This is a genomic window from Streptomyces sp. NBC_00019 (assembly GCF_045041015.1).
GTDB lineage: Bacteria > Actinomycetota > Actinomycetes > Streptomycetales > Streptomycetaceae > Streptomyces.
In genome coordinates this window covers 2,264,506-2,285,624 of sequence record NZ_CP108302.1, presented here as the reverse complement: position 1 = coordinate 2,285,624, position 21,119 = coordinate 2,264,506, and the positions used below count along the sequence as shown (strand labels likewise).

The 21,119-nt window shown below is 70.2% G+C and carries 20 protein-coding genes; 16 read left to right on the top strand and 4 right to left on the bottom strand.

The features are described 5' to 3' along the window. Window positions 1–13 precede the first annotated feature (13 nt). On the bottom strand, window positions 14–742 hold the full coding sequence (locus OHU89_RS10955) for a 3'-5' exonuclease (protein WP_365403420.1): 729 nt from the start codon (window positions 740–742) through the stop codon (window positions 14–16). Window positions 743–910: 168 nt separating this feature from the next. On the opposite strand from OHU89_RS10955, the gene OHU89_RS10950 reads away from it, so the two are divergent. The 3 genes from OHU89_RS10950 to thrS all read left to right on the top strand — a co-directional run bounded on the left by OHU89_RS10950 (window position 911) and on the right by thrS (window position 4,768). Further along, window positions 911–1,477 (top strand): DUF4365 domain-containing protein, encoded by a 567-nt coding sequence (locus OHU89_RS10950; RefSeq protein WP_266894954.1) that lies wholly within the window; start codon window positions 911–913, stop codon window positions 1,475–1,477. Next, the gene (locus OHU89_RS10945; RefSeq protein WP_405642023.1) at window positions 1,474–2,700 is read left to right on the top strand and encodes a hypothetical protein; all 1,227 of its coding nucleotides are present in this window, start codon (window positions 1,474–1,476) and stop codon (window positions 2,698–2,700) included. Before OHU89_RS10950 ends, OHU89_RS10945 begins: the two co-directional genes overlap by 4 nt. 91 nt (window positions 2,701–2,791) lie before the next feature. After that, window positions 2,792–4,768 (top strand): threonine--tRNA ligase, encoded by a 1,977-nt coding sequence (gene thrS, locus OHU89_RS10940; RefSeq protein ID WP_405642022.1) that lies wholly within the window; start codon window positions 2,792–2,794, stop codon window positions 4,766–4,768. 45 nt (window positions 4,769–4,813) lie between these two features. Here thrS and OHU89_RS10935 read toward each other — a convergent pair whose 3' ends face one another. Then, window positions 4,814–5,470 carry a potassium channel family protein gene (locus tag OHU89_RS10935; RefSeq protein ID WP_405642020.1) on the bottom strand — a complete coding sequence of 219 codons (657 nt, stop codon included), beginning with the start codon at window positions 5,468–5,470 and terminating at the stop codon, window positions 4,814–4,816. Between the two features lie 67 nt (window positions 5,471–5,537). Between OHU89_RS10935 and OHU89_RS10930 the strand changes: the two genes are divergently transcribed. After that, window positions 5,538–6,095 (top strand): HIT domain-containing protein, encoded by a 558-nt coding sequence (locus OHU89_RS10930; RefSeq protein ID WP_266833230.1) that lies wholly within the window; start codon window positions 5,538–5,540, stop codon window positions 6,093–6,095. 4 nt (window positions 6,096–6,099) lie between these two features. On the opposite strand, the gene OHU89_RS10925 is transcribed toward OHU89_RS10930, so the two are convergent. Both OHU89_RS10925 and OHU89_RS10920 read right to left on the bottom strand, forming a co-directional pair. Continuing rightward, window positions 6,100–7,767, bottom strand: coding sequence for a hypothetical protein (locus OHU89_RS10925; RefSeq protein ID WP_405642018.1), 1,668 nt, complete (start codon window positions 7,765–7,767; stop codon window positions 6,100–6,102). A 219-nt stretch (window positions 7,768–7,986) separates the two neighbouring features. Next, the gene (locus tag OHU89_RS10920; RefSeq protein WP_405642016.1) at window positions 7,987–10,182 is read right to left on the bottom strand and encodes an elongation factor G-like protein EF-G2; all 2,196 of its coding nucleotides are present in this window, start codon (window positions 10,180–10,182) and stop codon (window positions 7,987–7,989) included. 216 nt (window positions 10,183–10,398) lie between these two features. On the opposite strand from OHU89_RS10920, the gene pgsA reads away from it, so the two are divergent. From pgsA to secD, 12 genes are all read left to right on the top strand, one after another. Beyond that, window positions 10,399–11,127 carry a phosphatidylinositol phosphate synthase gene (pgsA, locus tag OHU89_RS10915; protein ID WP_405654420.1) on the top strand — a complete coding sequence of 243 codons (729 nt, stop codon included), beginning with the start codon at window positions 10,399–10,401 and terminating at the stop codon, window positions 11,125–11,127. Beyond that, on the top strand, window positions 11,124–12,032 hold the full coding sequence (locus OHU89_RS10910) for a phosphatidylinositol mannoside acyltransferase (RefSeq protein WP_266894966.1): 909 nt from the start codon (window positions 11,124–11,126) through the stop codon (window positions 12,030–12,032). Before pgsA ends, OHU89_RS10910 begins: the two co-directional genes overlap by 4 nt. Beyond that, the gene (locus tag OHU89_RS10905; RefSeq protein WP_405642014.1) at window positions 12,029–13,198 is read left to right on the top strand and encodes a glycosyltransferase family 4 protein; all 1,170 of its coding nucleotides are present in this window, start codon (window positions 12,029–12,031) and stop codon (window positions 13,196–13,198) included. The genes OHU89_RS10910 and OHU89_RS10905 overlap by 4 nt, the downstream gene beginning before the upstream one ends. A gap of 44 nt (window positions 13,199–13,242) precedes the next feature. Then, window positions 13,243–13,785 carry a hypothetical protein gene (locus OHU89_RS10900; RefSeq protein ID WP_405642012.1) on the top strand — a complete coding sequence of 181 codons (543 nt, stop codon included), beginning with the start codon at window positions 13,243–13,245 and terminating at the stop codon, window positions 13,783–13,785. Window positions 13,786–13,899: 114 nt separating this feature from the next. Continuing rightward, window positions 13,900–14,805 carry a pyridoxal 5'-phosphate synthase lyase subunit PdxS gene (gene pdxS / locus OHU89_RS10895; protein ID WP_266833219.1) on the top strand — a complete coding sequence of 302 codons (906 nt, stop codon included), beginning with the start codon at window positions 13,900–13,902 and terminating at the stop codon, window positions 14,803–14,805. Window positions 14,806–14,812: 7 nt separating this feature from the next. Next, window positions 14,813–15,421 (top strand): pyridoxal 5'-phosphate synthase glutaminase subunit PdxT, encoded by a 609-nt coding sequence (pdxT, locus tag OHU89_RS10890; protein WP_405642010.1) that lies wholly within the window; start codon window positions 14,813–14,815, stop codon window positions 15,419–15,421. A 51-nt stretch (window positions 15,422–15,472) separates the two neighbouring features. After that, window positions 15,473–16,225, top strand: a complete 753-nt coding sequence (locus OHU89_RS10885; RefSeq protein WP_266894976.1) for a YebC/PmpR family DNA-binding transcriptional regulator — start codon at window positions 15,473–15,475, stop codon at window positions 16,223–16,225. Between the two features lie 116 nt (window positions 16,226–16,341). Then, window positions 16,342–16,881, top strand: coding sequence for a crossover junction endodeoxyribonuclease RuvC (ruvC, locus tag OHU89_RS10880; RefSeq protein ID WP_405642008.1), 540 nt, complete (start codon window positions 16,342–16,344; stop codon window positions 16,879–16,881). Beyond that, entirely contained in the window at window positions 16,878–17,483 is a 606-nt protein-coding gene (gene ruvA / locus OHU89_RS10875) for a Holliday junction branch migration protein RuvA (protein WP_307033232.1), read from the top strand. Before ruvC ends, ruvA begins: the two co-directional genes overlap by 4 nt. 10 nt (window positions 17,484–17,493) lie before the next feature. Next, entirely contained in the window at window positions 17,494–18,564 is a 1,071-nt protein-coding gene (gene ruvB, locus OHU89_RS10870) for a Holliday junction branch migration DNA helicase RuvB (RefSeq protein ID WP_405642006.1), read from the top strand. A gap of 174 nt (window positions 18,565–18,738) precedes the next feature. Next, window positions 18,739–19,242 carry a preprotein translocase subunit YajC gene (gene yajC / locus OHU89_RS10865; protein ID WP_266894984.1) on the top strand — a complete coding sequence of 168 codons (504 nt, stop codon included), beginning with the start codon at window positions 18,739–18,741 and terminating at the stop codon, window positions 19,240–19,242. A 132-nt stretch (window positions 19,243–19,374) separates the two neighbouring features. Beyond that, window positions 19,375–21,117: a protein translocase subunit SecD gene (secD, locus tag OHU89_RS10860; protein WP_405642004.1), complete on the top strand. Its 1,743-nt coding sequence runs from the start codon at window positions 19,375–19,377 to the stop codon at window positions 21,115–21,117. Window positions 21,118–21,119 lie beyond the last annotated feature (2 nt).

The window sequence follows — 21,119 nt, the reverse complement described above, 5'->3', positions numbered from 1 at the left end:
GTCGAGACCCTCCTCAGGCGGCCGCCGCGGGCAGCTCCGGACGCAGCGGCCACGCCGTGTTCACCACCTCCGGGGTGCCGCTGCGCGCGAACCACGCCTGCAGCCCCCGCGCCTGCGCCGCGTGCCACCCTGCCTGAAGCGCGTGCAGTTCGCCCGCGCTGAGCCGCTCGAGCCGGGCCGCGAAACGGCGCCCCACGGCTCGTACGACATCCAGCGCGGCCAGCGCGTCCGCGCCCGCGTCGTGCGCGCCGTCCAGCGTGACCTCGTAGTGCGCGCACAGGTCCGTCAGCGTGCGACGGCCCTTGCGGTAGCGGTCCAGATGTTTGTCGAGGACTCTCGGGTCCAGCACCAGCAGCGGCGACGAATCGAACCAGTGGTCCAGCGACGAAGCCCGATGGCGGCGCAACTCCCGGTCCAGGATGGTCAGATCGAACGGCGCGTTCATGACCACCAGCGGGCGGCCCGCGGCGGCCTGTTCGGTCAGGTGTTCCGCTATCTCGTACATCACCGGCGCCGGCCAGCGGCCGTTGCGCTGCAGATGGTCGTCCGTCAGTCCATGTACCGCCGTCGCCGCCTCCGGCACCGGAACACCCGGGTTCACCAGCCATCGGGTCACCCGCGGCCGGGTACCCGGGGCGTCCTGGACGACGACGGCGGCCGACACGATCCGGTCGGTCTCGACGTCGACGCCCGTGGTCTCCGTGTCGAAGGCGGCCAGGGGCCCTTCGTACCAGCACGTCATTCCAACTCAACCCCTCGTTCACCCACGGCAGCTGACGCACCGTCTTCTGCCTGTTTGGTGATACCCGGGCTGTTTGCGCCGTACGCCGGAAGGACACAACAGGAATACGGGTCCTTGCAGTTCAGCGACCCGCGGCGCGGATTCACCGAACGTGGAAGGCTGTTGGTCATGGCGATAGCGCAGCCCGAGCGGGGCGGGCTGCTGCCCGAGCGCACGGGCCCCCTTCGCGGCACACTCGCCACCACCGCCTGCATGGAAACCCTGCAGGTGGGCTATCTGCACGCCGTCGCTGCGGCGGCCGGCTGCTCGTTGTCGCAACCCTTCCCGGACAACGGCATCGACTGGCACGTCAGCCACGGCTCGCCCGGGCACACCGTCGACGACGAGGTCACCATCAAGGTGCAGCTCAAGTGCACGTACCAGGTCCCGCCGAACCCCCCGGGACGGTTCTTCTCCTTCACGCTCGACAACGACCATCTGCGCAAGCTCGCGCGCACCCCCGTCTCGGTGCACAAGGTCCTCGTCGTCATGCTCGTGCCGAGATCCCAGGACGACTGGCTGCGCGCCAGCCACGACCGGCTCGACCTCAGGCACTGCTGCTACTGGGTCAACCTGGCCGGCCACCCGATCACCGGCCGGACCCGCACCACCGTGCGGATACCGACCTCACGCATCTTCGACGACCGGGCGCTGTGCGAGATCATGACGCGGGTCGGGACGGGAGGCAGACCATGACCCACCGCCCCTTGGAGGAGGCGCTGCGGCCCGTGCGGCCGCACCCGGTCGACGCCGCCTGGGACCGCGCCCCCGAACCCGACGAGGTCGACCCCGCGGTCCTCGCCGCCCTGCTGCACCGCCACGGCTGGCAGCGCCGCGGCGGCGCCCCCGGACGCTACGGCCGCTGGACCCCGCCCGGTCAGGGCACCGGCGGGACGAGCCTGCTGGTGCCCGAGAGCCGCGCCTTCCCCGACAGCGACGACCTGCTCGGCGAGGCGCTCGTCGCCCTCGCCCGCAGCGGCACGCCCTCCGCCCGCGAGGTCCTCGTCGGCCTCGCCGTGCCCAGCGACGAGATCCGCTGGTGGCGGGACGCGCCGACCGGACCGGGCGGCACCGCGCCCTGGACGGTGGAGGAACAACTGCGCGCCGCCGCCCGCCAGATGCTGCTCGCCGGCGCGCTCGCCACACGCGCGCGTGCCGGGTACTACGGCGCACGACACCGCCGCGCCGCCGCCACCCTCATGGAGAGCGTGCTCGTCGGTACGGCGACCGGCGGCGGCCTCACCGCCTTCGTGCCCGTCGGCAACGGGCGCCCCCTCGCCGTACGCCTCCACCAGGCCCTGTACGCCGCCCGCGAGGCCATCGACTACCAGCGCGCCACCGGTGGCATGGACGCCTTCGACGGCGCCGTCGAAGCGGGCGTCAGCCGTGAGCTCACCGAGGCGCTGATCGCCCTCGTGCGCGGGACCGAGGGCGCGCGCATCGCCGTCGAGTGGGCGCCGGCCGCCGGGGTGCCGGCGGGCTGTGCCGCGGGGGGCGAGCCCGTCGAGTTCTCGCCCGGCGATCTGCCCGTGCTGCGCGAGGCCGGGGCCCGCTATCTGCGCGAGGAGCCGTCCGTGCCGGTGCGGATCACCGGCGCGGTGGTGCGGATGCGCAGGTCGGGTCCGCGCGGGGACGGCAGCGTACGGCTGCGGGTGATCGCCGGCGCCGAGGTGCCGCACATCCGGCTCACCCTGGACGAGGAGGCGTACCGGATTGCCGGGCACGCGCACCTCGTCGGGCTGCCGGTGCGGGTGCACGGGAGGCTGGAGAGCCGGGGCGGGTTCCGCCGGCTCACCGGAGCCTCCGGGGTCGCGCCCGTGCAGGTGGACGAGGCGGAGCGGGACCGGCTGATGAAGTCCCTCCAGGAGAATCTCGACTTCTTCGAGGAGGCCTGCGGGGAGGCCCCCGCAGGGGACTGATTTCGCGGAGGTGGGTCCGGGGTCGGTACGATCCCCTATTGCGCGCGCTCACGGTACGGCGCCCGCATCCACCTTCAGTCAGGAGAGACCGGTGTCAGACGTCCGTGTGATCATCCAACGCGATTCCGAGCGGGAAGAGCGCACGGTGACGACGGGCACTACGGCCGCCGAGCTCTTCGCCGGCGAGCGCTCGATCATCGCCGCGCGCGTGGCCGGTGAGCTGAAGGACCTCGCGTACGTCGTCGCCGAGGGCGACGCGGTCGAGGGCGTCGAGATCTCCTCCAAGGACGGTCTCGACATCCTGCGCCACTCCACCGCCCATGTCATGGCACAGGCCGTGCAGGAGCTCTTCCCCGAGGCCAAGCTGGGCATCGGGCCGCCGGTCAAGGACGGCTTCTACTACGACTTCGACGTGGAGAAGCCGTTCACGCCCGAGGATCTCAAGGCCATCGAGAAGAAGATGCAGGAGATCCAGAAGCGTGGGCAGCGCTTCTCCCGCCGTGTGGTGACCGACGAGGACGCCCGCGAGGAGCTGGCCGCCGAGCCGTACAAGCTGGAGCTGATCGGCCTCAAGGGCTCGGCCTCCTCCGACGACGGCGCGGATGTCGAGGTCGGCGCCGGTGAGCTGACGATCTACGACAACCTCGACGCCAAGACCGGCGACCTGTGCTGGAAGGACCTCTGCCGCGGTCCCCACCTGCCCACCACCCGGAACATCCCGGCGTTCAAGCTGATGCGCAACGCGGCCGCCTACTGGCGCGGCAGCGAGAAGAACCCGACGCTCCAGCGCATCTACGGCACCGCCTGGCCCTCCAAGGACGAGCTGAAGGCGCACCTCGACTTCCTCGCCGAGGCCGAGAAGCGCGACCACCGCAAGCTCGGTTCCGAGCTGGACCTGTTCTCCATTCCGGAGCAGATCGGCTCCGGCCTCGCCGTCTTCCACCCCAAGGGCGGCATCATCCGCCGGGTCATGGAGGACTACTCGCGCCGCCGCCACGAGGAGGAGGGCTACGAGTTCGTCTACACCCCGCACGCGACGAAGGGGAAGCTCTTCGAGACGTCCGGGCACCTGGACTGGTACGCCGACGGCATGTACCCGCCCATGCAGCTCGACGAGGGCGTGGACTACTACCTCAAGCCCATGAACTGCCCGATGCACAACCTGATCTTCGACGCGCGCGGCCGCTCGTACCGTGAACTGCCGCTGCGTCTCTTCGAGTTCGGGACCGTGTACCGGTACGAGAAGTCCGGCGTCGTGCACGGACTCACCCGTGCCCGCGGCTTCACGCAGGACGACGCGCACATCTACTGCACCCGTGAGCAGATGTCGGAGGAACTCGACAAGACGCTCACCTTCGTCCTCGGCCTGCTGCGGGACTACGGTCTGGAGGACTTCTACCTGGAACTCTCCACCAAGGACCCGGAGAAGTTCGTCGGCTCCGACGAGGCCTGGGAGGAGGCGACCGAGACGCTGCGCGAGGTCGCCGAGAAGCAGGGCCTCCCGCTGGTCCCGGACCCGGGCGGCGCCGCGTTCTACGGTCCGAAGATCTCCGTCCAGACCAAGGACGCGATCGGCCGGACCTGGCAGATGTCGACGATTCAGCTCGACTTCAACCTGCCGGAGCGCTTCGACCTGGAGTACACGGGCCCCGACGGCTCCAAGCAGCGCCCGGTCATGATCCACCGTGCGCTGTTCGGCTCCATCGAGCGGTTCTTCGCGGTCCTCCTGGAGCACTACGCGGGCGCCTTCCCGGCGTGGCTGGCCCCGGTCCAGGCGGTGGGCATCCCGATCGGTGACGCGCACGTCGAGTACCTGGAGAAGTTCGCGGCCGCGGCCAAGAAGCAGGGTCTGCGCGTCGACGTGGACTCCTCCTCCGACCGGATGCAGAAGAAGATCCGCAACGCCCAGAAGCAGAAGGTGCCCTTCATGGTCATCGCGGGCGACGAGGACATGGCGGGCGGCTCGGTCTCCTTCCGCTACCGCGACGGTTCGCAGGAGAACGGCATCCCGTTCGACGAGGCCCTCGCGAAGATCGCGAAGGTCGTCGAGGAGCGGGTCCAGGTCTGATCCCTCGCAGGGTCGGCGAAGGCCTTTGAGAGGCCCCCGGGAGGCTCAGCTTCCCGGGGGCCTCTCGTCGTCCTCCCGCGAGAACACCTGAAGCAGCCAGGAGGCGAAGGTGCCGGTGACCGCGCCCAGCAGTGCCAGTCCGATGGTCATGATCCCGACCGCGATCAGGCGTCCCGTCGGCGTGACGGGGGCGACGTCGCCGTAGCCGACGGTCGCGAGGGTGGCGCAGGTCCACCAGACGGCGTCCCCGAAGGTGCGGATGGTCGCTCCGGAGGCTCCGTGTTCCTGCTGGTAGACGGCGAGGGCGCCCGCGAAGCCGAGCAGGAGCGTCGACAGACCGGCGTACACCATCACGCGTGCGTGCAGGGCGAGCCGGGGCCGGCCGTGCCGCCGCTGGACGGCCTCGTAGACCTTCACCACCTGAAGGGGGCGGAGCAGGGGCAGCACCAGCACGACCGTGTCCAGCCAGTGCGTTCGTACGAAGCGCAGCCGCTGTCCGCTGAGCCGCCAGCGCACGGCGTAGTCGGCGGCGAACAGCGCCCACGCGGCCAGCGTCGCGGCGAGGCACAGGTTCCGCCCGCGGTCCGGCAGATCATGCGCCAGGACCTGGATCGCGTACGAGGCGAGGAACACCAGTGACGCCACGGCGAGGGGGGCCTCGGTGCGCCGCTCCCAGCGCGCCTTGGAGCTGTCATCGTCCACCGGCCCAGCTTGGTCTCAGAGGGTTTCGCCGCAACCCCGCCGACACGCCGCGAACGGGCGAAGCCATATGCTTCCCTGCATGACGAGTGAGCCGGAGCAGCAGTGGGGAGTGGGGACCCAGGACGCGTTCCAGCGTCTGTGGACGCCCCATCGGATGGCCTACATCCAGGGCGAGAACAAGCCGACCGGCCCAGGCGCCGACGACGGATGCCCCTTCTGCTCCATCCCGGCCAAGTCCGACGAGGACGGTCTGATCGTCCGGCGCGGTGAGCAGGTCTACGCCGTGCTGAATCTGTATCCGTACAACGGCGGCCACCTGATGGTCGTGCCCTACCGGCACGTCGCCGACTACACCGACCTGACGGAGCCGGAGACCATCGAGCTCGCCGCTCTCACCAAGCAGGCGATGACCGCGCTGCGCACCGCGTCCGGCGCCCACGGTTTCAACATCGGCATGAACCAGGGCACGGTGGCCGGCGCCGGTATCGCCGCCCACCTCCACCAGCACATCGTCCCGCGCTGGGGCGGCGACACGAACTTCATGCCGGTCGTCGGGCACACGCGGGTGCTGCCGCAGTTGCTCGCCGACACCCGGAAGATGCTGGCGGAGGCCTGGCCCTCGTAAGGGGCTACGCGTCGTACAGGTCGGCCTTCCTCGGCGACGGGTCCTGCACCGCGGTGCTGAGGAACGCCGACCGGTTGCCGAACTTCTCCGTGTCCACGCCGTTGTCCTCAAGGACCTTGATCGCCGCCGCGTGCACCACGCGCAGCACGGGCGTCGCGGCGCGCATGGCGTCGTCGGCCATGAAGCGGTGGCGCCACGGCTTGTCGGCCCAGACGTGCCGCAGACCGAACGGCTCGGGGAGGGCGATCGTCCCGCCGAGCCAGTTCAGCAGCGGCGGGTACCAGGAGAGCGGCGCGCGGACGGCGAGACGTACGACCTCGTTGGTGGGGACCAGCGGGAGCTTCACCTTGCGGGTCTCCCAGGGCCGGAACGACTTCTGGACGTCCTTGGTCGGGTCCTCGGGCTTGCCCATGAACAGTGGGTTGACCGGGCCCAGAGCGTGTCCGGTGACCTCGATGCGCAGCGTCTGGTGCAGCACGGTGACGGTGATCATCATCGTGATGATCAACTGGCCGTCCCACAGCGTCCACTGCACCCCGAGGTAGTGCCGGTCCCCGCTGCCGAACTGCTGCTTGTTGCAGATGTCCTGTATGGAGTGGGCCCTGTGCTGGAAGGCCTCGATGTCCGTCGACTGCTCGGTGCGGGCCACCGCCTTGGCGTTCTCCCCGACCGGCGTGACGATCCAGTGCCGTATGGAGGCCTTCGGGAAGCCGCCGGTGTTGATCGTGTTCCGCTCCAGCATGCCCAGCTGCTTGTGGATGGCGCGGATGACGTCCCAGCTGCGGAACGGGTGGATCTCCCGGTCCGGGTCGGCCGGTGTCAGGTCCTCGGCGAGCTGCCAGCTGGCCCAGCGCGTGCCCATGCCCAGGATGCCCTTGGGGCCGGCGTAGAAGACGGAGTTGGACTGCTGCTCGGTGCTCAACCTGGCCAGCGACTGGCGCAGTTGCTCGGCCTGGGTCTCACCGGGGCTGCTCGGCACCGCCTCGGGGACCTGGGCTCCGACGCTGCTGCCCGCGATCAGTCCGTCCCAGCGGCCCCGCAGGTCCCTCGTCGAGCGATCGCAGATCTGCTTGGCCCAGAACCAGCCGATGACGGGAAGGACCACGCATGCGCGTGCGTACCAGCCCCAGAAGCCCGTGAACGGCATCTTGACCAGGAAGAGGACGGCGAGTGCGCCGACGCCGACGAGCAGGGCCGTGGCGAGGGCGGAGGCCTTCTTGTTGGGGTTCTTGTCGATGGTGGTGCGGATCGTGAAGACCAGCAGCCAGACCAGGAGTCCGGGCAGGAACAGCACACCGCACAGCACCATGACGGCGGACAGCCGTTTGTCCCGCTCCCGGCGGAGGCGGTAGGCCGCCAGACAGTGGTCGACGACGACCTGCGGTTCGGTGCCGAAGGACTGGATGAGGGGCTTGCGTCCCGGGCCGATCATGCGCTCGATCACGGCCCGGGAGAACGCCTCACCGAGGTTGGGCTTGAAGAGACCGCCGGTCCACTTCTGGCCCTCCTTGACCGTGGTCTCGTGCCATTCGCTGTTGGCCTTGGTTATGTCCTCGACCGGATTGTCCCGGTATGCGGCTGAAGCGAGGGCGAACGTGGCTGTCTGGCTCTCGTCGCCCGAGCGCGGAACCTGTGGTCCGAAGACGCTTTCGTAACCGATTCCAACGGTCATGCCCGCCCCCGATCGCCGCCTGGTCGCTCCTGCGGCCTTCCCGACTTCCTTGCCCCGCACACCTGTTGATCAGGCCGTCCCGGCATCCGGGCCCGACTTGATCACCACCATCAGCGTATCCGCCGCCACCGACATTCGTCGGCGGACGGCCGAAGCCGCCCGCCGACTCGGAGGGGAGCGTTCCAGGAAAGCCACTTGTAGTGTGCCCAGCGCCAACTCCTAGGAGTCGCGCGCCTCTTCACGGATCCTCTCGGCGATCTGCGGCGGCATGGGTTCGTGCCGTGCGTAGGAGCGGTTGAAGCGTGCCGTGCCGTGCGACAGGGAGCGCAGGTCGACGGCGTACCGGCCGATCTCGATCTCCGGCACCTCGGCCTTGACGACCGTGCGGTTCCCGCTGGTCTGCTCGGTGCCGAGCACCCGGCCGCGCCGCCCGGACAGGTCGCTCATCACGGCGCCCACGTAGTCGTCGCCGACCAGAACGCTCACCTCGGCCACCGGTTCGAGGAGATGGATCTTCGCGTCCGCCGCGGCCTCCCGCAGCGCCAGCGCGCCGGCCGTCTGGAACGCGGCGTCGGAGGAGTCCACCGAGTGCGCCTTGCCGTCGAGCAGCGTGATCCGTACGTCGATGAGCGCGTAGCCGGCCGCGACGCCCTTGGCGGCCTGGGCCCGCACGCCCTTCTCGACGGAGGGGATGAACTGCCGGGGCACCGTGCCACCGACGACCTTGTCCACGAACTCGATGCCCGAGCCGCCCGGCAGCGGCTCCACCTCGATCGCGCAGATGGCGAACTGCCCGTGCCCGCCGGACTGCTTGACATGCCGGCCGCGGCCCGCCGACTTGTCGGCGAACGTCTCCCGCAGGGTGACCTTGTGCGGTACGACGTCGACCTGGACGCCGTACCGGCTGCGCAGCCGCTCCAGCGCCACGTCGGCGTGGGCCTCGCCCAGGCACCACAGGACCACCTGGTGGGTGTCCTGGTTCTGTTCGAGCCGCATGGTCGGGTCCTCGGCCACCAGCCGGCTCAGGCCCTGTGAGAGCTTGTCCTCGTCGGCCTTGCTGTGTGCCTCGATGGCGAGCGGCAGCAGCGGGTCGGGCATCTCCCAGGGCTCCATCAGGAGCGGGTCGTCCTTGGCCGAGAGGGTGTCGCCGGTCTCCGCGCGGTTCAGCTTGGCCACGCACACCAGGTCGCCGGCGATGGCGTGCGTCACCGGGCGTTGTTGTTTGCCGAACGGGGTGGACAGTGCGCCGACGCGTTCGTCGACGTCGTGGTCCTCGTGCCCGCGGTCGGCCAGACCGTGCCCGGAGACGTGCACCGTCTCGTCGGGGCGCAGGGTGCCGGAGAAGATACGGACGAGGGAGACCCGGCCGACGTAGGGGTCGGAGGACGTCTTGACGACCTCCGCGACCAGCGGGCCGTCCGTGTCGCAGGCCTTCACCTCGCGCGGTTTGCCGTCGATCGTGGTGACGCCCGGCGTGGGGTGTTCGAAGGGGGTCGGGAAGCCCCGGGTGATGAGCTCCAGCACCTCGACGGTGCCGAGCCCCTGCTTGGCGCCCTCGGCCGCGGGGGCGGCGGCGAGGACGGGGAAGAAGACGCCGCGCGCGACGGCCCGCTCCAGATCCTCGATCAGTGTCTTGACGTCGACCTGTTCACCGCCGAGGTAGCGGTCCATGAGGGTCTCGTCCTCGCTCTCGGCGATGATCCCCTCGATCAGCCGGTTGCGGGCCTCCTCGATCTCCGGCAGCTGGTCCTCGCCCGGCTCGGACTCCTTGCGCTCACCGGAGGAGTAGTCGAACAGCTTCTGCGACAGCAGGCCCGTCAGACCGGTCACGGGCGCGTGCCCGTCCGGCCCCTGCGGGCCGTGCAGCGGCAGATACAGGGGGAGCACGGCGTCGGGGTCGTCCCCGCCGAACGCCTCCGCACAGGTCCGTGTCATCGCCTCGAAGTCCGACCGCGCGGACTCCAGGTGCGTGATCACGAGCGCGCGCGGCATGCCGACGGCCGCGCACTCCTCCCACACCATGCGGGTCGAGCCGTCCACGCCGTCGGAGGCCGAGACGACGAAAAGGGCCGCGTCCGCCGCTCGCAGACCGGCCCTCAGTTCACCGACGAAGTCGGCGTATCCGGGGGTGTCGAGAAGATTGACCTTGATGCCGTCCCATTCGACGGGCACCAGGGAGAGCTGCACCGAACGGTTCTGCCGGTGTTCGATCTCGTCGTAGTCGGAGACGGTGCCGCCGTCCTCCACGCGGCCCGCCCTGTTCACCGCCCCCGCTGTCAGCGCGAGAGCTTCCACCAATGTCGTCTTGCCCGATCCGGAGTGGCCGACCAGCACCACATTCCGTACGGACGCGGGGTGGTCGGCCGCTGTTGCCCTGCCGGCGGCTCCGGGGTGTGCGTTCGCCTTGTCGCCCATGGCCTTGCCTCCCGTGCACGGTGAGGTCACTGTGGGCGCGGACATGCGGATCCGCGTGCGATGGCGGCTCCGGTGACGCCCGCGGTTCTTCGAGCTTTCCACTCCGGTCACGGTGCGTCCATACGGCGGACGCGATCGTGCCGTTACCCGTATGCCATGCCGCCGTGACACGGGGCGCGAGTGCCCGGCGTTCGCACATGCGCGCGCGTGGCTACGATGGGCCAGCCGGTGGCCAGCAGGGGCCGCGCGGCCACACCGACCCTCGGGAAGGCCATGCTGAACAAGTACGCGCGTGCATTCTTCACGCGTGTCCTCACGCCGTTCGCCGCATTTCTCATCAGAAGGGGCGTCAGTCCCGACACGGTGACGCTGCTGGGTACCGCAGGGGTGGTCGTGGGGGCGCTGGTCTTCTTCCCCATGGGCGAGTTCTTCTGGGGCACGATCGTGATCACGCTGTTCGTGTTCTCGGACCTGGTCGACGGCAACATGGCCCGCCAGCTCGGCCGGTCCAGCCGCTGGGGCGCCTTCCTGGACTCCACGCTGGACCGGGTCGCCGACGGCGCGATCTTCGGCGGCTTCATCCTCTGGTACGCCGGTGGCGGCGACGACCTCGTCCTGTGCGCTGTCTCGATCTTCTGTCTGGCGAGCGGCCAGGTGGTGTCGTACACCAAGGCCCGGGGCGAGTCGATCGGTCTGCCGGTCGCCGTCAACGGTCTCGTCGAGCGGGCCGAGCGGCTGGTGATCTCCCTGGTCGCGGCCGGTCTCGCGGGTCTGCACAAGTTCGGTGTGCCGGGCATCCAGTACCTGCTTCCGGTCGCCCTGTGGATCGTCGCCGTCGGCAGCCTCGTCACGCTGATCCAGCGCGTCGTCACGGTCCGCCGCGAGGCGGCGGAGGCCGACGCGGCCACCCCGCAGGAGACCCAGGGGAGCGAGGCGGCGAAGTGAGTGCCCAGGACCGGCTCACCGACGCGCTGTACGGCCTCGGCTGGGGAGCGGTGAAGAAGCTCCCCGAGCCGGTCGCCGTACGCCTCGGCCGGACCATCGCCGATCTCGCCTGGAAGCAGCGCGGCAAGGGCGTGCAGCGGCTGGAGAGCAACTACGCGCGCGTGGTGCCCGACGCGACCCCTGAGCGCCTCGCCGAGCTCTCCCGCGCGGGCATGCGCTCGTATCTGCGCTACTGGATGGAGTCCTTCCGGCTGCCCGCCTGGAGCAAGGAGCGCATCAGGGGCGGCTTCGACCCCAAGGACGTGCACCACCTGACCGAGGCCCTCGCCTCCGGCCGGGGCGTCGTTCTGGCGCTGCCGCACATGGCCAACTGGGACCTCGCCGGCGCCTGGGTCACCACCAAGCTGGAGACGCCGTTCACCACCGTCGCGGAACGGCTCAAGCCGGAGACGCTGTACGACCGGTTCGTCGCCTACCGCGAGGGCCTCGGCATGGAGGTCCTGCCGCACAGCGGCGGCACCGCCTTCGGCACCCTGGCCCGCCGGCTGCGCGACGGCGGGCTGGTCTGTCTGGTCGCCGAGCGCGACCTGTCCTCCTCCGGCGTGGAGGTCCAGTTCTTCGGCGAGGCGACCCGGATCCCCGCGGGCCCGGCGCTCCTCGCCCAGCAGACCGGCGCGCTGCTGCTGCCGGTGACACTCTGGTACGACGACTCGCCCGTCATGCGGGGAAGGGTGCACCCCCCGGTCGAGGTACCCGAGACAGGTACCCGCGCCGAGAAGACGTCTGTCATGGCACAGGCGCTGGCCGATGCCTTCGCCTCGGGGATCGCCGACCATCCGGAGGACTGGCACATGCTGCAGCGGTTGTGGCTCAAGGATCTCGACCCCAGTAAGGGGCCCTCGTGAAGATCGGCATCGTCTGCCCGTACTCCTGGGATGTGCCGGGCGGCGTCCAGTTCCACATTCGCGATCTCGCCGAGTACTTCATCCGCCTCGGCCACGACGTGTCCGTCCTGGCCCCGGCCGACGACGACACCCCGTTGCCGCCCTACGTCGTCTCGGCGGGCCGCGCGGTGCCGGTGCCGTACAACGGCTCGGTGGCCCGGCTGAACTTCGGCTTCCTCAGCGCCGCGCGTGTGCGCCGCTGGCTGCACGACGGCGAGTTCGACGTCGTCCACATCCACGAGCCGTCCTCGCCCTCCCTGGGCCTGCTGGCCTGCTGGGCGGCGCAGGGCCCGCTCGTCGCGACCTTCCACACCTCGAACCCGCGTTCCAAGGCCATGATCGCCGCGTACTCCATCCTCCAGGCCGCCCTGGAGAAGATCAGCGCACGCATCGCGGTGAGCGAGTACGCCCGCCGCACGCTGGTGGAGCACCTCGGCGGGGACGCGGTCGTCATCCCGAACGGCGTCGACGTCGACTTCTTCGCCAAGGCCGAGCCCAACCCCGAGTGGCAGGGCGACACCCTCGGCTTCGTCGGGCGCATCGACGAGCCCCGCAAGGGCCTGCCGGTGCTGATGAAGGCCCTGCCGAGGATCCTCGCCGAGCGCCCGCAGACCCGGCTGCTGGTCGCCGGGCGCGGCGACGAGGAGGAGGCAGTGGAGAACCTGCCCGCCGAACTCCGCTCGCGCGTGGAGTTCCTCGGCATGGTCAGCGACGACGACAAGGCCCGCTTCCTGCGCAGCGTCGACCTGTACGTCGCCCCCAACACCGGCGGCGAGAGCTTCGGGATCATCCTGGTCGAGGCGATGTCGGCCGGTGCCCCGGTGCTCGCCTCGGACCTGGACGCCTTCGCCCAGGTGCTCGACCAGGGCGCGGCGGGCGAACTCTTCGCCAACGAGGACGCCGACGCACTGGCCGACGCGGCGCTGCGGCTGCTGGCCGATCCGGAGCGGCGGGCCGAACTGCGGGAGCGCGGGAGCGCCCACGTACGGCGGTTCGACTGGTCGACGGTCGGCGCGGACATCCTGTCGGTGTACGAGACGGTGACGGCGGGCGCGGCGGCGGTGGCAGCGGCCGACGACGACCGGACCACGAGCCTGTTGTCGCGGTTCGGGCTGGCGCGGGACTGAGGGGCGCGTAAGGCCGGGGCCGTACGTCGGTAACCTTTGCGACCGTGACCCCAACCCTCATCTGGATCCTCGTCGCCCTGATCGCGATCGGCCTCTACTTGAGCTGGACCGCAGGACGACTGGACCGGCTGCACGCCCGGATCGACGCCGCCCGGGCCGCACTGGACGCGCAGCTGCTGCGGCGCGCCTCGGTGACCCAGGAACTGGCGACCTCCGGTGTCCTCGACCCGGCCGCCTCGATCGTGCTCTACGAGGCGGCGCACGCCGCGCGGCAGGCCGAGGAGGAGCAACGGGAGGTCGCCGAGAGCGAGCTGACTCAGGCCCTGCGAGCCGTCTTCGCGGAGACTCCGCAGGTGGAGACGGTGCGGGAGGCGCCCGGGGGAGTGGAAGCCGTCCGGGAGCTGACCGAGGCGGTGCGCCGGGTGCCGATGGCCCGGCGCTTCCACAACGACGCCGTACGGGCCGCCCGTGCCCTGCGGCGCCACCGCAAGGTCCGCTGGTTCCGGCTGGCGGGACACGCCCCGTTCCCGCTGGCGTTCGAGATGGACGACGAGCCCCCAGTGGCCCTGGTGGACCGGGCCGCGTAGCCGCGTCCGCCCGGAAAACGATCCACCGCCTCTCCATTGGCCCTTGCTGTGGACTGCTCTCTTCACGTTTCCTCGGTGCTGCAGAAATCCTTTTCACATCAGCGAGGTCAATCCGTGTCCATCACCGAGAACCAGGCTCCCGAGACCGGCACCGCCCGTGTGAAGCGCGGCATGGCCGAGCAGCTCAAGGGCGGCGTGATCATGGACGTGGTCAACGCCGAGCAGGCGAAGATCGCCGAGGACGCCGGCGCCGTGGCCGTCATGGCCCTGGAGCGGGTCCCCGCCGACATCCGCAAGGACGGCGGCGTGGCCCGGATGTCGGACCCCACCATGATCGAGGAGATCATCGAGGCGGTCTCCATCCCCGTGATGGCCAAGTCCCGCATCGGCCACTTCGTCGAGGCGCAGGTCCTGCAGTCGCTCGGCGTCGACTACATCGACGAGTCCGAGGTCCTCACCCCGGCCGACGAGGTCAACCACTCCGACAAGTGGGCCTTCACGACCCCCTTCGTCTGCGGCGCCACCAACCTCGGTGAGGCCCTGCGCCGTATCGCCGAGGGCGCGGCCATGATCCGCTCCAAGGGCGAGGCGGGCACCGGCAACGTCGTCGAGGCCGTCCGTCACCTGCGCCAGATCAAGAACGAGATCGCCCGGCTGCGCGGCTACGACAACAACGAGCTGTACGCCGCCGCCAAGGAGCTGCGCGCCCCCTACGAGCTCGTCAAGGAAGTCTCCGAGCTCGGCAAGCTCCCGGTGGTCCTGTTCTCCGCCGGTGGCGTCGCCACCCCGGCCGACGCCGCCCTGATGCGCCAGCTCGGCGCCGAGGGCGTCTTCGTCGGCTCCGGCATCTTCAAGTCCGGCGACCCGGCCAAGCGCGCCGCCGCCATCGTGAAGGCCACCACCTTCTACGACGACCCGAAGATCATCGCGGACGCGTCCCGCAACCTGGGCGAGGCCATGGTCGGCATCAACTGCGACACCCTCCCCGAGGCCGAGCGCTACGCCAACCGCGGCTGGTAACCACCCCATGCCGAACGAAGCCCCAGTCATCGGCGTCCTGGCTCTCCAGGGCGACGTACGGGAGCACCTCATCGCCCTGGCCGCGGCGGACGCCGTGGCCAGGCCGGTGCGGCGTCCCGAGGAACTCGCCGAGATCGACGGTCTGGTCATCCCCGGCGGCGAGTCCACGACCATCTCCAAACTGGCCGTCCTGTTCGGCGTGATGGAGCCGCTCCGCGCGCGTGTACGTGCCGGAATGCCTGTCTACGGCACCTGCGCGGGCATGATCATGCTGGCCGACAAGATCCTCGACCCGCGCTCGGGCCAGGAGACGATCGGCGGCATCGACATGATCGTGCGCCGCAACGCCTTCGGACGGCAGAACGAGTCCTTCGAAGCGACGGTCGACGTCGAGGGCGTTGACGGCGATGCTGTGGAGGGCGTCTTCATCCGCGCCCCCTGGGTCGAGTCCGTCGGCGCCGAGACCGAGGTGCTCGCCGAGCACGACGGCCACATCGTCGCGGTCCGCCAGGGCAACGCGCTCGCCACGTCGTTCCACCCGGAGCTGACCGGCGACCACCGCGTGCACGCCCTGTTCGTCGACATGGTGCGCGCGAACCGGACTCCGGGGTCCTAGTAGGATCTCTGGCGTTCGTAAAGAGTTGGGTTACGCGAAGGAGACAGGCAGATGTCCGGCCACTCTAAATGGGCTACGACGAAGCACAAGAAGGCCGTGATCGACGCCAAGCGCGGCAAGCTCTTCGCGAAGATGATCAAGAACATCGAGGTCGCGGCCCGCACGGGCGGCGCCGACGTGTCCGGCAACCCGACGCTCTTCGACGCCATCCAGAAGGCCAAGAAGAGCTCGGTCCCGAACAAGAACATCGACTCCGCGGTCAAGCGTGGCGCCGGTCTCGAAGCCGGTGGCGCCGACTACGAGACGATCATGTACGAGGGCTACGGCCCGAACGGCGTCGCGGTGCTCATCGAGTGCCTCACCGACAACCGCAACCGCGCCGCCTCGGACGTGCGGGTCGCCATGACCCGCAACGGCGGCAACATGGCCGACCCGGGTTCCGTGTCGTATCTCTTCAACCGCAAGGGCGTCGTGATCGTCCCCAAGGGCGAGCTGACCGAGGACGACGTCCTGGGTGCTGTCCTGGACGCGGGTGCCGAGGAGGTCAACGACCTCGGTGAGTCCTTCGAGATCCTCTCCGAGGCCACCGACCTGGTCGCCGTCCGTACCGCCCTCCAGGACGCCGGGATCGACTACGACTCCGCCGACGCCAACTTCGTCCCGACCATGCAGGTCGAGCTCGACGAGGAAGGCGCCCGGAAGATCTTCAAGCTGATCGACGCCCTCGAGGACAGCGACGACGTGCAGAACGTCTTCGCCAACTTCGACGTCAGCGACGAGGTCATGGAGAAGGTCGACGCGTAGCGCTGTCGCGAACTGAGCGGGTTCGGCGGGCCGGTGGGACACACCCCACCGGCCCGCCGCCGTTGTCGGTGGCAGCAGATAGCCTGCACAAACAGGCGATCGAAGGGAGGGGCGCGGTGCGTGTACTCGGGGTGGACCCCGGACTGACGCGGTGCGGTGTCGGTGTCGTCGAGGGGGTCGCGGGCCGACCGCTCACCATGCTCGGCGTCGGCGTCGTACGGACGCCCGCGGACGCCGAGTTGGGGCACCGGCTCGTCGCCATCGAGCAGGGCATCGAGCAGTGGCTCGACGAGCACCGGCCCGAATTCGTCGCCGTGGAGCGGGTGTTCAGCCAGCACAACGTACGGACCGTGATGGGCACCGCCCAGGCCAGCGCCGTCGCCATGCTCTGCGCCGCCCGCCGCGGCATTCCCGTCGCCCTGCACACCCCCAGCGAGGTCAAGGCCGCCGTCACCGGCAGCGGCCGCGCCGACAAGGCACAGGTCGGCGCCATGGTCACCCGCCTGCTCCGGCTCGACGCACCGCCCAAGCCCGCCGACGCCGCCGACGCCCTCGCGCTCGCCATCTGCCACATCTGGCGCGCCCCCGCACAGAACAGGCTCCAGCAGGCGCTCGCCCTGCACGCAGCCAACGCAACGAAAGGCCGTACGGCATGATCGCCTTCGTGAGCGGCACGATCGCCGCACTCGCCCCCGACGCCGCCGTCGTCGAGGTCGGCGGTGTCGGCATGGCCGTGCAGTGCACGCCGAACACCCTGTCCACGCTCCGCCTGGGCAAGCCGGCCAAGCTCGCCACCTCCCTCGTCGTACGGGAGGACTCGCTGACCCTGTACGGCTTCGTGGACGACGACGAACGCCAGGTCTTCGAGCTGCTCCAGACCGCGAGCGGCGTCGGCCCCCGCCTGGCCCAGGCGATGCTCGCCGTGCACGCTCCGGACACCCTGCGCAGGGCGGTGGCCACGGGCGACGAGAAGGCGCTGATCGCCGTCCCCGGCATCGGCAAGAAGGGCGCCCAGAAGCTGCTCCTGGAGCTGAAGGACCGCCTGGGCGAGCCCATCGGCGCCCCGGCCGTCGGCTCCCCGGTCACCCAGGGCTGGCGCGACCAGCTGCACGCGGCTCTGATCGGCCTCGGCTACGCGACCCGCGAGGCCGACGAGGCCGTGTCCGCCGTGGCACCCCAGGCCGAGGCCGCCGGGGGCACCCCGCAGGTGGGCCAGCTGCTGAAGGCCGCCCTGCAGACCCTGAACCGCGCCCGCTAGGAGAACGTCAGTGAACTGGGACGACACCACCGACGCGACCGCCCCCGAGCGGCTGGTGGACTCTGTCGCCGACCGTGAGGACCAGGCCGTGGAGGCCGCCCTGCGCCCCAAGGACCTGGACGAGTTCATCGGCCAGGAGAAGGTCCGCGAGCAGCTCGACCTCGTCCTGCGCGCCGCACGCGCGCGAGGGGCCACCGCCGACCACGTGCTGCTCTCCGGCGCCCCCGGCCTGGGCAAGACCACCCTCTCCATGATCATCGCGGCCGAGATGGGCGCCCCCATCCGCATCACCTCGGGCCCCGCCATCCAGCACGCCGGCGACCTGGCCGCGATCCTCTCCTCGCTCCAGGAGGGCGAGGTCCTCTTCCTCGACGAGATCCACCGCATGTCCCGGCCCGCCGAGGAGATGCTGTACATGGCGATGGAGGACTTCCGCGTCGACGTGATCGTCGGCAAGGGTCCGGGTGCCACCGCCATCCCCCTCGAACTGCCCCCGTTCACCATGGTCGGCGCCACCACGCGCGCGGGCCTGCTGCCGCCCCCGCTGCGCGACCGCTTCGGCTTCACCGCGCACATGGAGTTCTACGAGCCCGCCGAGCTGGAGCGCGTCATCCACCGCTCCGCGAACCTCCTCGACGTCGAGATCGACACCGACGGCGCCGCCGAGATCGCCGGCCGCTCCCGCGGCACGCCCCGGATCGCCAACCGTCTGCTGCGCCGGGTGCGCGACTACGCCCAGGTCAAGGCGGACGGGTTCATCACACGTGACATCGCGGCGGCCGCGCTGAAGGTCTACGAGGTCGACGCCCGCGGCCTCGACCGCCTGGACCGCGCAGTCCTGGAGGCCCTGCTCAAACTGTTCGGCGGCGGCCCGGTCGGTCTGTCCACCCTCGCGGTCGCGGTGGGGGAGGAGCGCGAGACCGTCGAGGAGGTCGCCGAGCCCTTCCTCGTCCGGGAGGGTCTGCTGGCCCGTACACCGCGTGGTCGCGTCGCCACTCCCGCCGCATGGGCGCACCTCGGCCTCACTCCGCCCGGCTCGGCGGCCACAGGAAACGGACAACAAGACCTGTTCGGGACGTGATGTCTTTGTGACGGTGCGGGATTGGCCGGGCCAGGAACCCGGGTGCCATGCTGAGCGTTGTTCCCTGCACGCGGACTCGCTTAGACTCCGCCGATGCCGCCTTTGTCGGCGGCGCGCACACCCCCAACCATCAGGCCGCTCACCATCGCGGTCACGTGAAGGAAGTACCGACCCGTGAGTCTCGTGACCCTCCTCCCGTTCGTCGTGCTCATCGGGGCCATGTTCCTGATGACCCGGTCGGCGAAGAAGAAGCAGCAGCAGGCCGCCGACATGCGGAACCAGATGCAGCCAGGCAGTGGCATCCGCACCATCGGGGGCATGTACGCCACGGTCAAGGAGGTCAACGACGACACGATCCTCGTCGACGCGGGGCCGGGCGTGGAGCTCCTCTTCGCGAAGAACGCGATCGGTGCCGTCCTGACGGACGACGAGTACAACCGGATCGTCCACGGTGTCGAGCACGACCTGAAGACCGACGTCGTCCCCGACGACGCCTCCTCCCTCACCGAGACCGACGAGTCCGCCGACGAAGCTGCCGCCGCCTCCGACGACGACAAGCCCGTCGACCTCGGCAAGAAGGACGAGCCCGCCGACGAGGCCAAGCCTGCCGACGAGGCCGCCGAGGCGAAGACGGACGACGAGCCGAAGAAGACCGACGGCGACTCCGACGCGAAGTAGCCGTACCTCGGGGCGCGCGGGCCAGGCCTGCGCGCCCTCGGACGTACGCAGCTCGCAGGGGATCCCGACACCATGTCATGGCCGCCCGCCCGATGACCCGGCGCGAGGCGGCCCGAGAGGGAGTACGAGAAGGTGGCAGCACCCAAGAGGGGCCGGAGCTCGAGTGCCCAGAGCAAGCCAGGGCGCTCGCTGGCCCTCATCCTGATCGCCATCGTGGCGCTCACCGGAGGGATGTTCCTCTCCGGTCACACCACGCCGCGTCTCGGCATCGACCTCGCCGGCGGTACCAGCATCACGCTGGAGGCGAAGGCCGACCAAGGGTCCGCGCTCAACAAGGCCAACATGGACACCGCGGTCGAGATCATGAACCGCCGTGTCAATGGCCTGGGCGTCTCCGAGGCGGAGGTGCAGACCCAGGGCGACCGCAACATCATCGTGAACATCCCCAAGGGCACCAACTCCAAGGAAGCCCGGGACCAGGTCGGCACCACCGCGAAGCTGTACTTCCGTCCGGTGCTGGTCCAGGAGGCCACCGGCACCGCCGCGACGCCCTCGCCGAGCGCGTCCTCCAGCGGTTCCTCCAGCGCCTCGCCGAGCCCCTCCACGAGCGAGTCGGCCACCACGGGTGAGAAGGCGACCTCGTCGAGCTCCCCGTCGGCCTCCGCCACCACGCAGGGCCGCGCCGCCTCCGACGCGCTGAAGGCCGACCCGACCCCGTCGGGGTCCGCCTCCGCGAGCCCGTCCGCCTCCGCGAGCACCCCCAGCGCCGCCGACGCCAAGCTCCAGGCCGCGTACACCGCACTCGACTGCTCCAAGCAGACGCAGCGCAACAAGGCCGGCGACGGCGTGAAGCCCGAGGACTCGACCGTGGGCTGCGGCGAGATCCAGGGCGTCTGGTACAAGTACCTGCTCGGCCCGGCCGCCGTAGCCGGCACCGAGGTCGACGAGGCCAAGGCCGTCTACGACACGCAGACCGCCGCTGGCTGGCAGGTCACGATGGACTTCAACAAGAGCGGCGCCAAGAAGTTCGCCGACATCACCGGCCAGCTCGCCCAGAACACCCAGCCGCAGAACGAGTTCGGCATCGTCCTCGACGGCCAGGTCGTCTCCAGCCCGACCGTCAGCCAGTCCATCACCGGCGGCCAGGCCCAGATCTCCGGCAGCTTCACGCAGGAGGAGGCCCAGAGCCTCGCCAACATGCTGTCGTACGGCGCGCTCCCGCTCTCCTTCCAGGAGCAGAGCGTGACCACGGTGACCGCCGCGCTCGGCACCGACCAGCTGCACGCGGGTCTGCTCGCCGGTGCGATCGGCCTCGCGCTGGTCATTCTGTACCTGGTGTTCTACTACCGCGGTCTGTCGATGGTCGCGATCGCCTCGCTGCTCGTCTCCGGCATCCTCACCTATGTGCTCATGGCGCTGCTCGGCCCGGCCATCGGGTTCGCGCTGAACCTGCCGGCCGTGTGCGGTGCCATCGTCGCCATCGGTATCACCGCGGACTCGTTCATCGTGTACTTCGAACGCATCCGTGACGAGATCCGTGAGGGCCGCTCCCTGCGCCCCGCCGTCGAGCGGGCCTGGCCGCGCGCCCGGCGCACCATCCTGGTCTCCGACTTCGTGTCGTTCCTCGCCGCGGCGGTGCTGTTCATCGTCACCGTCGGCAAGGTCCAGGGCTTCGCGTTCACGCTGGGTCTGACCACCGTCCTCGACGTCGTCGTGGTCTTCTTCTTCACCAAGCCGCTGATGACGCTGCTGGCCCGCCGCACGTTCTTCGCGAGCGGCAGCAAGTGGTCCGGCCTCGACCCGAAGAGCCTGGGTGCCAAGGCGCCACTGCGCCGCACCCGCCGTCCCGCCCCCGTTGAGACGAAGGAGGCGTGAGC

Coding starts and splice junctions, on each gene's coding strand:
- pdxT (WP_405642010.1), top strand. CDS start 14,813: ATGCCGAACGAAGCCCCAGTCATCGGCGTCCTGGCTCTCCAGGGCGAC.
- OHU89_RS10955 (WP_365403420.1), bottom strand. CDS start 742: ATGACGTGCTGGTACGAAGGGCCCCTGGCCGCCTTCGACACGGAGACC.
- OHU89_RS10930 (WP_266833230.1), top strand. CDS start 5,538: ATGCTTCCCTGCATGACGAGTGAGCCGGAGCAGCAGTGGGGAGTGGGG.
- OHU89_RS10950 (WP_266894954.1), top strand. CDS start 911: ATGGCGATAGCGCAGCCCGAGCGGGGCGGGCTGCTGCCCGAGCGCACG.
- OHU89_RS10945 (WP_405642023.1), top strand. CDS start 1,474: ATGACCCACCGCCCCTTGGAGGAGGCGCTGCGGCCCGTGCGGCCGCAC.
- ruvA (WP_307033232.1), top strand. CDS start 16,878: ATGATCGCCTTCGTGAGCGGCACGATCGCCGCACTCGCCCCCGACGCC.
- pgsA (WP_405654420.1), top strand. CDS start 10,399: ATGGGCCAGCCGGTGGCCAGCAGGGGCCGCGCGGCCACACCGACCCTC.
- OHU89_RS10920 (WP_405642016.1), bottom strand. CDS start 10,182: ATGGGCGACAAGGCGAACGCACACCCCGGAGCCGCCGGCAGGGCAACA.
- OHU89_RS10885 (WP_266894976.1), top strand. CDS start 15,473: ATGTCCGGCCACTCTAAATGGGCTACGACGAAGCACAAGAAGGCCGTG.
- OHU89_RS10925 (WP_405642018.1), bottom strand. CDS start 7,767: ATGACCGTTGGAATCGGTTACGAAAGCGTCTTCGGACCACAGGTTCCG.